Annotated in this window: 13 protein-coding genes and 1 pseudogene; 12 read left to right on the top strand and 2 right to left on the bottom strand. The window is 59.6% G+C overall.

Annotation, left to right across the window (positions count from 1 at the left end):
• The first annotated feature begins 41 nt into the window (after window positions 1-41).
• The 4 genes and pseudogenes from PMI29_RS14080 (at window position 42) to PMI29_RS14090 (ending at window position 2749) form a co-directional block, all read left to right on the top strand.
• Entirely contained in the window at window positions 42-725 is a 684-nt protein-coding gene (locus PMI29_RS14080; RefSeq protein ID WP_033052407.1) for an LrgB family protein, read from the top strand.
• A gap of 10 nt (window positions 726-735) precedes the next feature.
• The gene (locus PMI29_RS14085; RefSeq protein ID WP_007998442.1) at window positions 736-1326 is read left to right on the top strand and encodes an LON peptidase substrate-binding domain-containing protein; all 591 of its coding nucleotides are present in this window, start codon (window positions 736-738) and stop codon (window positions 1324-1326) included.
• Between the two features lie 722 nt (window positions 1327-2048).
• A pseudogene (locus PMI29_RS31755) lies at window positions 2049-2162 on the top strand (LON peptidase substrate-binding domain-containing protein); the annotation flags it as partial.
• A gap of 221 nt (window positions 2163-2383) precedes the next feature.
• The gene (locus PMI29_RS14090; RefSeq protein WP_007998437.1) at window positions 2384-2749 is read left to right on the top strand and encodes a hypothetical protein; all 366 of its coding nucleotides are present in this window, start codon (window positions 2384-2386) and stop codon (window positions 2747-2749) included.
• Between the two features lie 194 nt (window positions 2750-2943).
• Here PMI29_RS14090 and PMI29_RS14095 read toward each other — a convergent pair whose 3' ends face one another.
• On the bottom strand, window positions 2944-4260 hold the full coding sequence (locus PMI29_RS14095; RefSeq protein ID WP_007998435.1) for a bifunctional DedA family/phosphatase PAP2 family protein: 1317 nt from the start codon (window positions 4258-4260) through the stop codon (window positions 2944-2946).
• A 191-nt stretch (window positions 4261-4451) separates the two neighbouring features.
• The gene (locus PMI29_RS14100) at window positions 4452-5150 is read right to left on the bottom strand and encodes a DNA-3-methyladenine glycosylase (protein WP_033052406.1); all 699 of its coding nucleotides are present in this window, start codon (window positions 5148-5150) and stop codon (window positions 4452-4454) included.
• Between the two features lie 189 nt (window positions 5151-5339).
• On the opposite strand from PMI29_RS14100, the gene PMI29_RS14105 reads away from it, so the two are divergent.
• The 8 genes from PMI29_RS14105 to PMI29_RS14140 all read left to right on the top strand — a co-directional run bounded on the left by PMI29_RS14105 (window position 5340) and on the right by PMI29_RS14140 (window position 13423).
• Window positions 5340-6611 (top strand): glutamate-5-semialdehyde dehydrogenase, encoded by a 1272-nt coding sequence (locus tag PMI29_RS14105; protein ID WP_007998431.1) that lies wholly within the window; start codon window positions 5340-5342, stop codon window positions 6609-6611.
• Window position 6612: 1 nt separating this feature from the next.
• Window positions 6613-7302: a nicotinate-nucleotide adenylyltransferase gene (gene nadD / locus PMI29_RS14110; protein ID WP_007990602.1), complete on the top strand. Its 690-nt coding sequence runs from the start codon at window positions 6613-6615 to the stop codon at window positions 7300-7302.
• Window positions 7303-7373: 71 nt separating this feature from the next.
• The gene (gene rsfS / locus PMI29_RS14115) at window positions 7374-7868 is read left to right on the top strand and encodes a ribosome silencing factor (protein WP_007975896.1); all 495 of its coding nucleotides are present in this window, start codon (window positions 7374-7376) and stop codon (window positions 7866-7868) included.
• Between the two features lie 9 nt (window positions 7869-7877).
• Complete coding sequence (rlmH, locus tag PMI29_RS14120; RefSeq protein ID WP_007937439.1) at window positions 7878-8345, top strand: 23S rRNA (pseudouridine(1915)-N(3))-methyltransferase RlmH; 468 nt, start codon at window positions 7878-7880, stop codon at window positions 8343-8345.
• A 12-nt stretch (window positions 8346-8357) separates the two neighbouring features.
• Window positions 8358-10253 carry a penicillin-binding protein 2 gene (gene mrdA / locus PMI29_RS14125; RefSeq protein WP_007998428.1) on the top strand — a complete coding sequence of 632 codons (1896 nt, stop codon included), beginning with the start codon at window positions 8358-8360 and terminating at the stop codon, window positions 10251-10253.
• A gap of 31 nt (window positions 10254-10284) precedes the next feature.
• Window positions 10285-11388 carry a rod shape-determining protein RodA gene (gene rodA, locus PMI29_RS14130; RefSeq protein ID WP_050548075.1) on the top strand — a complete coding sequence of 368 codons (1104 nt, stop codon included), beginning with the start codon at window positions 10285-10287 and terminating at the stop codon, window positions 11386-11388.
• A gap of 17 nt (window positions 11389-11405) precedes the next feature.
• Complete coding sequence (gene mltB / locus PMI29_RS14135; protein ID WP_007990609.1) at window positions 11406-12416, top strand: lytic murein transglycosylase B; 1011 nt, start codon at window positions 11406-11408, stop codon at window positions 12414-12416.
• Window positions 12416-13423 carry a septal ring lytic transglycosylase RlpA family protein gene (locus PMI29_RS14140; protein WP_007998426.1) on the top strand — a complete coding sequence of 336 codons (1008 nt, stop codon included), beginning with the start codon at window positions 12416-12418 and terminating at the stop codon, window positions 13421-13423. The genes mltB and PMI29_RS14140 overlap by 1 nt, the downstream gene beginning before the upstream one ends.
• Window positions 13424-13431: the final 8 nt, after the last annotated feature.

Genomic DNA, 13431 nt, shown 5'->3' with positions numbered 1-13431 from the left:
ACGCTGCAACTGGCCGAGTTCGTCACGGCGCTGCGACGTCGGTGATTCACCATCCGTTGTTCGGCATTGGCATTACCCTCGGCGCCTATCAACTCGTCCTTGCGGCATTCGAGAAAACCCGCTGGATCTTTTTGCAGCCGGTGCTGGTCTCCATGTTGCTGGTGATCGGCGTGCTGGTGGGCTGCGGCCTGACCTACGCCGAGTACCGCAAGAGCACCGAAATCCTCAGTATTCTGCTCGGCCCGGCCACGGTCGCACTGGCGGTGCCGCTTTACCTCAACCTGCGTCGGATTCGGCAGTTGTTCTGGCCGATATTTACTACGCTGGTGATAGGTGGTGTCGTGGCTACTGGCATGGGCGTGTTGCTGGGCTGGTGGTTCGGTGCCGAGCACATGATCCTGATGACCATGGCGCCGAAGTCGGTGACCTCGCCGATTGCGATGCTGGTGGCCGAGCAAATCGGTGGCGTCGCGGCGCTGGCGGCGGTGTTCGTGTTGATTACAGGCGTGATCGGCGCGATCTTCGGCCCGAGCCTGTTGACCCGTCTCGGTGTCCACAGTTCCGAGGCACGCGGCATGGCGCTGGGCATGACCGCCCACGCAGTCGGCACGGCGGTGGCGATGCAGGAAAATGAAGAGTGCGGCGCCTTCGCGGCGCTGGCGATGAGTCTGATGGGCGTGGCCACGGCGGTGTTGCTGCCGTTGGCGGTGTCGATGGTGGTGTAAGGAAATGTCTATGAGTCTGCCGCTTTTTCCGCTCAACACAGTGCTGTTTCCAGGCTGCATACTCGACTTGCAGATTTTCGAAGCGCGCTATCTGGACATGATCGGTCGCTGCATGAAACAGGGCGGCGGTTTTGGCGTGGTGTGTATCCTCGATGGCGAAGAAGTCGGGATCGCCCCGGCCGGTTACGCCCTGGTCGGGTGCGAGGCGCTGATCACCGATTTCAAACAGCAGGACAACGGCCTGCTGGGGATCCGGGTGCAGGGCGGACGGCGCTTTCACGTTTTGCGTACTGAAGTGCAGCGAGATCAGCTGACCGTGGCCGAGGTCGAGTGGCTGGAAGATGAGCCCGAGCAACCGCTGCAGGATGAAGACGCCGATCTGGTGGCCTTGCTCAAGGCGTTGGCCGAGCACCCGATGGTCGAAGCGCTCAACATGGGTACCGAAGCGACCGGTCAACAGTCGTTGGCCAATCAGTTGGCGTACCTGTTGCCCTTCGCTGAACTGGACAAGATCGACCTGCTGCAACTCGATGATCCGCAGCAACGACTGGATGCGATTCAGGCGTTATTGGATGAGTTGCAGGGAGAGTTGTTTGCCTGAGTAGTATTTGGCAAACATTGACCAGGTTTGCCGGCAATGCAGCGTGTCGGGCACTTCTCTAAGTTTATCTGGTGGCTTGTAGTGCCGGCGCTGGTCGCACTACTCGGCTTTTTCGTGTTGCGATACTTCCCGCATACGATGTCGCTGTATGCATGGTGACCAACCCAGAACAAAAACCCCGAGACCAGGCTCAGGGTTTTTAATCAATTGACCGGGCTATCGTCCAGACATTTCACTGGCGAAACGGATCAAGTTAGACGCTGATTTCGCTGGTCAACCAGAGCATCAGCTGCCTTTGAGGCCGTTACTGCAGCATCTTCATAGTCGTATCGCGGTTGTGTTTTTAACACTTCGATCATGAACCTCACCGCGCATTCATCCCAGAGGGGTCTATTGTGGGGAGCTACTTTTTCCACGTTGTTTTTCCTTATATTGTTAACCCGCATCCTGCGGGGGGAGTTCCAAACTACCCATGAGTCGCTCTCCCGGCAATGCTGGCACAGAGCTCTAGTTGTTACCAAGTTTTCCTCTTCGTCCTGCGCACTTTCCATATTCGATGTTGCGACATGAATAGTAATAACAGGTTTCTCCACAAAAAAGACGCTTTCTTTAAAAGAAGCAAGCGGTTTCATCTGTCAGAATTGCGTTGGTTTCCGATTGGGGAGTTGGGTAAATCCAGGCGATCACGATCACGATCACGATCACGATCACGATACGAAGAGCTGCTCTTTGCTGAGCTGGACAAGATCGACCTGCTGCAACTCGATGATCCGCTGCAACGACTGGATGCGATTCAGGCGTTGCTGGATGAATTGCAGGGAGAGTTGTTTGCCTGATTAACCATGGAAAGTCGTCGATTGTTTGGTTGGGTGTTGCTATTTAGTTTGATCTTCAATTTGTTGGTTGGTTGTTTTGGTAATGGTCAGTTTGTTCGGCAGGCTTTTGTATTGATCTCTAATAAGTTGGAAGGGGTGGGTTGTATTGATTGGTCAAGTTGAGGTGGTTATATTTGCTTCGCCTGCATGAGGCAGGTATTGCATATATAAAGGATTATTTGATGAAAGATTTAACTGGCGATGAGCGTACGTTGTGGGGTTTTTGCTTTACTCGGTCCATGATCCGGGATGTTAGAGAAAGCACATCGCAGGGCGAAGTTGAATTTGCGGCGGATTCGGCGGTGAGTGCGGCGAATGCGTTAATTCTGGTGCGACGTTCGCGTTCGAATGTTGCTCGCGATAGTTTTGAGCAGCGGCTCTGGGATGATTATGCGGGGGAGGCGATGGTCAAGTTTTCTGAAGTTCGTTATAAGCTTGATAATAATGTCGCCCTCGCCGGCAAGATTGCAAAACAAATCGAGACGGGTCTAATGAAATATCGTGGTGTTGAAGAAGAGAATCTGCCAAGTTTCCCGTTCGGTAATTAAGACTTGATATAACCTGTCAGGTTGGGCTGTTACTTAATGTCAGGGCGATTCTTTTTTGAATTGCTGTGATAGGGTTAGCCGCCCAGAAGTTGTTTGCCTGGCATCATTGAAAAGATCGCAGCCTTTGGCCGCTTTACAGGGCGAGCACCTCCGTTCATGTAGGTACGACTGAGGGCTGGGATCTTTTGCTTTATCTAGTACGCATATCGCAGCATCGTATGCGGCAAATGCCGCAACACGAAGAACCCGAACAATGTCGCCAGTGCCGGCAACACCAGCCACCAGACCTTGGGTGGCAAGGCGTTGAGCGGTTCCTTGCGCTGAACCAGCCACAGGCTGGCTGCACAGACACACGCCGCCAGCATCGCGCCGGCCATGACATCGGTCGGCCAGTGCGCGCCGAGGTACACCCGCGACAAGGCAATCGCCATGGCCGGCAAACAGGCCACCAGCAACCAGGTCAGGCGCATCCGTGGCGGCTGTCCACGGCCGGCCAGTACGGCGAGCGTCAGGAACAGTGCAAAAGAACCCGATGCATGACCACTGGGCATGCTGTAGCTGGTCAGCGGATCGCTCAGCACTTCGGGGCGCACGCGAGCAAAGAACTGTTTGGTCGCGGTATTCGCCAAGGCAGTGCAGAGCAAGGTGCTTGCGGCAAACAACGCGGGGCGCCATTGGCGCATCAGCAGCAGCAAAGCAGTCAACAGCGCGCTGAACAGCAGCATGTTGCGGAATTCGCCGATCAGCGTGAAGACCACCGCGACCTCATCGAGCATCGGGCTGCGATGTTCTTGCACCAGCGTCATCACCCCTTGGTCGAGGGCGCTCAGGTGCGGAAAACCGATAAACAGCGCCACCAGAATCAGACAACTCATGCCGGCAATCAGTGCTGTAGCCCGGCGATGCTGGCGCAGGCTGCTGGTGGCGCTCAGCCCGACCATCACGGCAATGCTGCCGACAACGATTCCGGCCTGAGGCCAGAAACCTTCGGGTAGCGGCAAACGAATCGCCGCGCCGGTGGCCCAGCCAGGCAGCAGATAGGCCACCGACCACCCCGCACCGGCCAGCAGGCTGACGGCGATGAACCGCGGGAAAGGCATGTCGCACATGCCGGCGACCATTGGCAGCATTGGCCGCAACGGTCCGATAAAGCGGCCGACCAGCAGGCTGGCGATGCCATAGCGCTGGAAATAGGTCTCGGCCCCGGCAATCCATTCCGGGTGATGGCGCAAACCGGGCAGGCGCCGGATGTTCTGGTGAAAGTGCCGTCCAAGGAAATACGAAACCACGTCACCCAGCACACCGGCGAGGAAACCCAGCAGCAAGGTTTCACTCAGCGACAACGCACCGCTGCCGGCAAGTACCGCAACGGTGAATAGTAAAACCGTGCCGGGGACGATCAGCCCGGCAATCGCCAGGCATTCCACAAAGGCCACCAGAAATATTGCTGCCGCCAGCCATTGCGGGTTGACCGTCAACCAACCGGTTACGCTATCGAGCCATTGGCCCATACAAACCACTCCATTGAATTCAATTGACCCTTGGTGGGCAAACGCAAATTTTCGTAACGGCGCCAAACCCTGTGGGAGCGGGCTTGCCCGCGAAGGGGCCCTTCCTGTCGATATTTGTGTCGCCTGACACGGCGCATTCGCGGGCAAGCCCGCTCCCACAGGGAGTCACTTTTACTTCAAGTCCAGGGTAGTCAAGTCAGCAAAAAAAAATCGCGACCTTCGACCTGGCCCCGTCGTAGCGGGTTTCGCGTGCAATAAGCCGCGTAGGCACCGTCGACGAAGCGGTACATCAAGTGCTCGTCGCGCCCGTGGGGGATGCCCAGGCGCGTGGTCTGGATGATGTGGGCGGGCGATTGGCCGACGTCTTCTACCAGCAGCACCTCATGGTCGAAGCGTTTGGCGTCCCACACCGGCACTTTCAGGCCCATTGCCTTGCAAAGCAGGGTTTGCCCGGCGCAGAGCTTTTGTGACGGGCGAGGGTGACCCTGGGCATCGGGATTGTTCAATAGCATCTGTGCCAGGCTGGCCGGCCCGCTCAATTCATCGACCCACGGATAGGCGGACTTGATCAGCACGGCGTTGCCGGGCCCCTGGGCGCTGAAATTAAGGGAATCGCCGCCCCGGGCGTAATACATATAGATGTGGCCGCCATTCAGAAACAAAGCCTTACGCTTTTCTGTGTAGCCGAGGGAGGCGTGGCTGCCTTTTTCTGCGCAGTAATAGGCTTCGGTTTCGATGATCCGGGCGCTGAGCCACAGGTCGCCCACTCGATGGCGAATGACTTTGCCCAGTAAATCCCGGGCCAGAATTTGCGCGTCACGGTCGAAAAACGCATCCGGGAGGCCCGTGGGCAGGCTCATGGCGGACGCTCGAACAGTCAGATTGGACATGATGGCTGGCGTTTGTCAGGGCTGAGTGAGTCGTGATGATAACAATTTGCCGCTTAATCCCGGCTGAACGTCGGCAAATACCCCTCCATTTCGACCATCCGCCCGTCACCGCTGTTAGTCCCGGGGCGCGACAGCTATAATCTGCCGCTTTACTCTTTACCAAGACCTTATCAAAGACCACGCCAGACCATGACTGAGTCCGTTCTTGATTACATGACCCGTTTGGGTTGCGCTGCCCGCGAAGCTTCCCGCGTGATCGGCCGCGCCAGCACGGCGCAGAAAAACCGCGCCCTGCAGGCTGCCGCCAATGCGCTGGACGCTGCCCGCGCCGAGCTGACGTCGGCCAATGAACTGGATTTGGCCGCCGGTCGCGCCAGTGGCCTTGAGCCAGCGCTGCTCGAACGACTGGCGCTGACCCCGGCGCGTATCGACGGCATGATCGTCGGCCTGCGTCAGGTTGCGGCACTGCCGGACCCGGTTGGCGCGATTCGCGACATGAGTTTCCGTCCGTCCGGTATCCAGGTCGGCAAGATGCGCGTGCCACTGGGCGTGATCGGAATCATCTACGAGTCGCGGCCGAACGTGACCATCGATGCCGCGAGCCTGTGCCTGAAGTCCGGTAACGCGACCATCCTGCGTGGCGGTTCCGAAGCCATTCATTCCAATCGAGCCATCGCTGCCTGCATTCAGCGTGGCCTGGCCGAGGCCGGTCTGCCGGCCGCCGTGGTGCAAGTGGTCGAAACCACGGATCGCGCTGCCGTCGGCGCGCTGATCACCATGCCTGAGTACGTTGATGTCATCGTGCCGCGCGGCGGCCGAGGCCTGATCGAACGTGTCAGCCGTGACGCCCGCGTGCCGGTAATCAAACACCTGGACGGCATTTGCCACGTTTACGTGAATGAACACGCCGATCTGGCCAAGGCCCAGCGCATCGCGTTCAACGCCAAGACCTACCGTTATGGCATCTGCGGCGCCATGGAAACGCTGTTGGTGGATCAAGCCGTTGCCAGGAACTTCCTGCCGGCGTTGGCGGCACAGTTCCGCGAAAAAGGCGTCGAACTGCGCGGTTGCGAGCGTACCCGGGCGATCATCGATGCCGTGGCCGCTACCGAAGAAGACTGGAGCACCGAATACCTGGCGCCGATCTTGTCGATCCGGGTGGTCGACGGACTGGACCAGGCCATCGAGCACATCAATCATTACGGTTCCCATCACACCGATTCGATAGTCAGCGAACACCAGGGCGACACTCGGCGTTTCGTGGCTGAAGTCGACTCCTCGTCGGTGATGATCAACACCCCGACATGCTTCGCCGATGGCTTCGAATACGGATTGGGTGCCGAGATCGGCATTTCTACTGATAAGCTGCACGCCCGCGGCCCGGTGGGCCTCGAAGGACTGACCTGCGAGAAGTACATCGTGGTCGGCGACGGGCAGTTGCGCGGACAGGAGCCGGCCTGACTTGGGCGACTTCGACCCGTCAGCCCCGGTCACCGCCAGCGAGCCAGCCCCTCGCCGCATTGGCGTGCTGGGCGGAACGTTCGACCCGGTGCACATCGGCCATTTGCGCGGTGCGCTGGAAGTCGCCGAAACCCTGGCGCTCGATGAGCTGCGTCTGACACCCAGTGCCAGGCCGCCCCATCGGGATACGCCGCAGGTGTCGGCCAAAGACCGTCTGGCGATGGTCGAGTGCGCGGTGGCCGGTGTGGCGCCGTTGGTGGTGGATGCCCGCGAATTGCAGCGGAACAAACCGTCCTACACCATTGATACCCTGGAACTGATGCGCGCTGAACTGGCCGTATCCGACCAGGTTTTTCTGCTTTTGGGCTGGGACGCTTTTTGCGGCCTGCCCACTTGGCACCGCTGGGAAGAGTTGCTCCAGCATTGCCATATCCTGGTGTTGCAACGCCCGGATGCCGACAGCGAACCGCCGGATGCCTTGCGCAACCTGCTGGCAGCGCGCTCGGTGAGCGACCCGCTGGCCCTCAAGGGGCCGAGCGGACAGATTGCATTCGTCTGGCAGACACCGCTCGCGGTATCCGCCACCCAGATCCGTCAACTGCTGGCCAGCGGTAAGTCGGTACGTTTCCTGGTGCCCGACGCGGTCCTGGCCTACATCGATGCGCACGGGCTCTACCGTGCGTCGAACTGAATAGGAGTGCTTCAAGGCACGTGGCAACAACGTGTATCGAAGCCCCGAACTACGAGCAAAACGAGTTTTATATGACGAGCAACAACGAAAGCAAAGTAAAACGCAAAGGCACATTCAAGAGTGCCCCGCTGCCGGAAAAGGTCCTCGCCGCCGAGCCGCCTAAAGGCGACGAGCTGGTCAAGATCGCCGTAGCCGCCCTGGAAGACGTCAAGGCCCAGGACGTGCTGGTGATTGATGTTCGCGACAAGCAGAGCATCACTGACTACATGATCATCGCCACCGGTACCTCCAACCGCCAGATCGGCGCGATGCTGGACAAGGTCCGCGAAGCGGTCAAGGCCCTGGGCATCAAGCCGTTGGGTGAAGAAGGCAAGGGCGATAGCGATTGGGTACTGCTGGACATGGACGACGTGATCGTCCACATGATGACTTCCAACGCCCGTCAGTTCTACGACCTGGAGCGCCTGTGGAAAGGTGCCGAGCAGAGCCGTGCGGCCGATGGCAAACACCACAGCCCTGAAGTTGGTCACGAGCACTTCAACAAGCTCAACAAAGACCAGGAATAAGGGACCGCTGTGCGACTGCGACTGATCGCCGTCGGTTCACGCATGCCTAAATGGGTGGAAGAAGGCTGGCATGAATATGCCAAGCGTCTTCCGTCCGAGCTGGCGCTGGAACTGGTGGAAATACCGCTCAATACCCGTGGCAAGAACGCCGACGTGGCCCGTTTCATCCGTCAGGAAGGCGAAGCCATGCTGGCCAAGGTCGGGCCGAACGAGCGGGTTGTCACTCTCGAAGTCCATGGCAAGCCCTGGAGCACCGAGCAACTGGCGGTCGAGCTCGATCGCTGGCGGCTGGACTCGCGTACGGTCAACTTTATGGTCGGTGGCCCCGAAGGGCTGGCGCCGGAAGTCTGTGCTCGGGCTGACCAGCGCTGGTCGTTGTCACCGCTGACCTTGCCGCACCCGCTGGTGCGGATCCTGATCGGCGAACAGTTGTACCGTGCCTGGACCGTGCTGTCCGGTCACCCTTATCACAAGTAGTTCTGCGCTCTCATGACCCAGCCGATCCGCATCAAGGACCACGAAAAAGACGCCCGTCTGGTGCGTGGCCGCGTCGTGTTCGGGGCCATTGCAGTGGTGGTACTGATTGGCGTGTTGATCGCGCGCCTGTATTTCCTGCAGGTGATCCAGTACGAGTACCACTCGACCCTGTCGGAAAACAACCGCGTTCATGTGCAGCCGATTCCGCCGACCCGCGGCTTGATTTTCGATCGCAATGGCGTGGTGATTGCCGACAACCGGCCCAGCTTCAGCCTGAGCATGACCCGCGAGCGTTCCGGCGACTGGCAGCAGGTGCTCGACGTGATCGTCGAAGTGCTGGAGCTGACCCCCGAGGACCGGGTGATTTTCGAGAAGCGCATGCGTCAGGGGCGCCGGCCGTTCGAACCGGTGCCGATCCTGTTTGAGCTGACCGAGGAACAGATCGCGCGGATCGCCGTGAACCAGTTCCGCCTGCCGGGCGTGGAAGTGGTCGCGCAACTGGTTCGTCACTACCCGCAGGGTGCACATTTTGCGCACTCGGTGGGCTACATGGGGCGGATCAACGAGAAAGAGCTCAAGTCTCTGGACCCGGTCAGTTACAGCGGCACCCATCAAATCGGCAAGACCGGCATCGAGCGCTTCTACGAGCCGGAGCTGCACGGTCAGGTGGGTTACGAGGAAGTCGAAACCAACGCTCGGGGCCGTGTATTGCGGGTGCTCAAGCGTACCGAACCGATTTCCGGCAAGGACATCGTCCTGAGCCTGGACATCAAATTGCAGGAAGCCGCTGAAGCCGCGCTCGGCGGTCGTCGTGGTGCGGTGGTGGCCCTGGACCCGAAAACCGGCGAGGTGCTGGCGATGGTCAGTCAGCCGAGCTTCGATCCGAACCTGTTCGTCACCGGGATCAGCTCCAAGGCCTATTCCGAGCTGCGCGACTCCATTGACCGGCCGCTGTTCAACCGCGTGCTGCGTGGTCTGTACCCGCCGGGTTCGACCATCAAGCCAGCGGTGGCGATTGCCGGTCTGGATTCGGGCGTAGTGACTGCCTCGACCCGAGTGTTCGACCCTGGCTACTACATGCTGCCCAACTACGATCACAAGTACCGCAACTGGAACCGCACCGGCGATGGTTTTGTCGACCTCGACACGGCGATCATGCGTTCCAACGACACCTACTTCTATGACCTTGCCCACAAGTTGGGGATCGATCGGTTGTCGTCGTACCTGTCCAAGTTCGGTATCGGTCAAAAGGTTTCCCTGGACATGTTCGAGGAGTCGCCGGGTCTGATGCCGACCCGCGAATGGAAACGCGCGACCCGCCGCCAGGCATGGTTCCCGGGCGAAACGCTGATTCTCGGGATCGGTCAGGGCTACATGCAGTCGACCCCCCTGCAGCTGGCCCAAGCCACCGCGCTGGTGGCCAACAAAGGCATCTGGAACCGTCCACACCTGGCCAAGACCATCGAAGGCGAGAAACCGGTGGATCACAACCCGATGCCGGACATCATCCTGCGTGATCCATCTGACTGGACCAAGGTCAACCACGGCATGCAGCAGGTGATGCACGGCGCCCGCGGTACGGCACGCAAGGCTTCGATCGGTGCGCAGTACCGCATCGCCGGCAAGAGCGGTACGGCCCAGGTGGTCGCGATCAAGCAGGGCGAGAAGTACGACCGTTCCAAGGTCCAGGAACGCCACCGCGACCACGCCTTGTTCGTCGGCTTCGCGCCGGCCGACGACCCGAAAATCGTGGTGTCGGTGATGGTCGAGAACGGCGAGTCCGGTTCCGGCGTCGCTGCGCCAGTGGTGCGTCAAGTCATGGATGCCTGGCTCCTGGACCAGGACGGCCGATTGAAGCCTGAATACGCCAGCCCTATCAGTGCAGAGGCAACTGCCCGTGATGAATAATTTTGATCGCATGCTCTCCAGCGAGGATGTGATGCGTCGTCGTGCGACGCTGCTGCAACGCCTGCACATCGACGGCCCGCTGCTGATCCTGCTGCTGACCCTGGCGGCCGGCAGCCTGTTCGTGCTGTATTCGGCCAGTGGCAAGAGTTGGGACTTGCTGGCCAAGCAGGCCACATCGTTCGGCATCGGTCTGGTGTCGATGATCGTCATCGCTCAGTTCGAGCCTCGCTTCATGGCCCGTTGGGTGCCTATTGGTTATGTGATCGGCGTGCTCTTGCTGGTCGTGGTGGATGTCATGGGTCACAACGCCATGGGCGCCACGCGCTGGATCAATATCCCAGGTGTGATTCGCTTCCAGCCCTCGGAATTCATGAAGATCCTGATGCCGGCGACCATCGCCTGGTACTTGTCCAAACGCACTTTGCCGCCGCAGCTCAAGCATGTCGGCATCAGTCTGATGCTGATCGGTATCCCGTTCATTCTCATCGTGCGGCAACCGGACCTTGGCACTTCACTGCTGATCCTGGCCGGCGGCGCTTTCGTGCTGTTCATGGGTGGCCTGCGCTGGCGCTGGATCCTCAGCGTGCTGGCCGCCGCCGTGCCCGTGGCAGTTGCCATGTGGTTTTTCATCATGCACGACTACCAGAAGCAGCGAATCCTGACGTTCCTCGACCCGGAGAGCGATCCGCTCGGGACCGGCTGGAACATCATCCAGTCCAAGGCCGCTATCGGCTCCGGCGGTGTGTTCGGCAAGGGGTGGTTGCTGGGCACCCAGTCGCACCTGGACTTCCTGCCAGAAAGCCATACCGACTTCATCATTGCCGTAATGGGTGAAGAGTTCGGTCTGGTGGGGATCTGCGCGCTGCTGCTGATCTACCTGCTGTTGATCGGCCGCGGCCTGGTGATTACCGCCCAGGCGCAGACATTGTTCGGCAAGTTGCTCGCGGGCAGCCTGACCATGACGTTTTTTGTTTATGTTTTCGTCAACATCGGTATGGTCAGTGGCCTGCTGCCGGTGGTGGGGGTGCCGTTGCCGTTCATTAGCTACGGAGGAACTTCGCTGGTGACGCTGCTGTCAGCGTTTGGAGTTTTGATGTCGATCCATACCCATCGCAAGTGGATCGCGCAGGTTTGAATAAGGTGAAATTTTCAATGCAAGTAATGCGTGGCTGGGCGACTCGATACGCGCCATGGGTCGGCCTGGTAAGCATCCTTGGCACCGTGCAGGAAGCGTTGGCCGGCGACTACGAAGGCTCACCCCAGGTGGCCGAATTCGTCGGTGAAATGACCCGCGACTACGGTTTCGCCGGTGAACAACTGATGGGTGTGTTCCGCGAAGCCGAGCGCAAGCAGTCGATTCTGGACGCCATCTCGAAACCCGCCGAACGGGTCAAGCAGTGGAGCGAGTATCGCCCGATGTTCATCACCGACGCGCGCATCGCCCGGGGTGTGGACTTCTGGCGTCAGCACGAGGCTGTGTTGGCCCGTGCCGAGCAGGAATACGGCGTGCCGGCCCAGGTGATTGTCTCGATCATCGGCGTTGAAACCTTTTTTGGCCGTAATACCGGAAATTTCCGGGTGATCGATGCCTTGTCGACCCTGGGTTTCGACTATCCTCCCCGTGCCGAGTTTTTCCGCAAGGAGTTGCGTGAGTTCCTGCTTCTGGCCCGCGAAGAGCAGGTCGATCCGTTGACGCTCAAAGGCTCCTACGCCGGCGCAATGGGATTGCCGCAATTCATGCCGAGCAGTTTCCGCGCCTATGCGGTGGATTTTGACGGTGATGGCCATATCAACATCTGGACCAATCCGGACGACGCCATTGGCAGTGTCGCCAGTTACTTCAAGCGTCATGGCTGGGTCGCCGGCGAACCGGTGGTCAGCCGCGCCGACATCCGTGGCGAGCAGGTCGACGAAGGTTTGACCACTGGAATCGAGCCGACGAAGACCGTCGGGGAGTTGCGAGCCCTGGGGTGGTCAAGTCATGATGCGCTGCGCGATGATATGCCGGTTACTGCATTCCGCCTGGAAGGCGACAATGGCCCCGAATACTGGATGGGCCTGAAGAATTTTTACGCGATTACGCGTTATAACCGCAGCGTGATGTACGCCATGGCCGTACATCAACTGTCTGAACAGCTGGTCCAAGCACGGGGCGTCAAGTAATGCGGGCATTGCCTATGAGTAAACCCCTGAAGCTGCTGGCATTCGCCGCGTTGGCAGTGCTGGTCGCCAGTTGTTCGACCAGCCGTGCGCCAGCGCAGAAATCATCCACCGCCGTGCGCTCGGCGCCGGGGCTGGACATCAACCGCGCCCACAAGGATGGCGCGCCATGGTGGGACGTAGATGTGTCGCGCATCCCGGACGCCACGCCGACCCTGCACACCGGCCCGTACAAGGCCAACCCGTACACCGTGCTGGGCAAGACTTACTTCCCGCTGCAAGAGTCCAAGACCTACGTGCAGTCGGGTACGGCGTCCTGGTACGGCACCAAGTTCCACGGTCAGAATACCGCCAACGGCGAAGTGTATGACCTGTACGGCATGAGTGCCGCGCACAAGACATTGCCACTGCCGAGTTACGTTCGGGTGACCAACCTGGACAACAACAAGAGCGTGATCCTGCGAGTCAACGACCGCGGGCCGTTCTACTCGGACCGGATCATCGACCTGTCCTACGCCGCGGCCAAGAAGCTCGGTTATGCCGAAACCGGCACCGCACGGGTCAAGGTCGAAGGCATCGACCCGCAGGCGTATTGGGCGGCCAAAGGCCGTCCGGCACCATTAATGCTCAATGAACCGAAAGTCGCGCAGAATAGCGCCCCGGTGATCACGGCCTCGGCCGGCACGGTCGAACAATGGACACCGCCGCCACAGCAACACGCTGCCGCGGTCGTGCCGGTGCAGCTTGATGCAAAAAAAAACGTTTCTGTACCAGCCTCTGGCCAGTATCTGCAGGTGGGCGCGTTCGCCAACCCGGACGCTGCAGAACTCCTGAGATCGAAGCTCAGCGGGATGGTGAGCGCTCCGGTGTTCATCAGCTCGATCGTGCGCAATCAGCAGACCCTGCATCGGGTTCGCCTGGGCCCGATCGGATCGCCGGGTGAAATCCAGCAGGTGCAGAACAGTGTGCGCCTGGCCAACCTTGGTTCGCCAAGTGTGGTCACGGAATAAGCAATACG

The organism is Pseudomonas sp. GM49, from assembly GCF_000282355.1.
Lineage (GTDB): Bacteria > Pseudomonadota > Gammaproteobacteria > Pseudomonadales > Pseudomonadaceae > Aquipseudomonas.
Note: the sequence above shows the minus strand (reverse complement) of the source record. Positions and strands in the feature narration are given on the sequence as shown.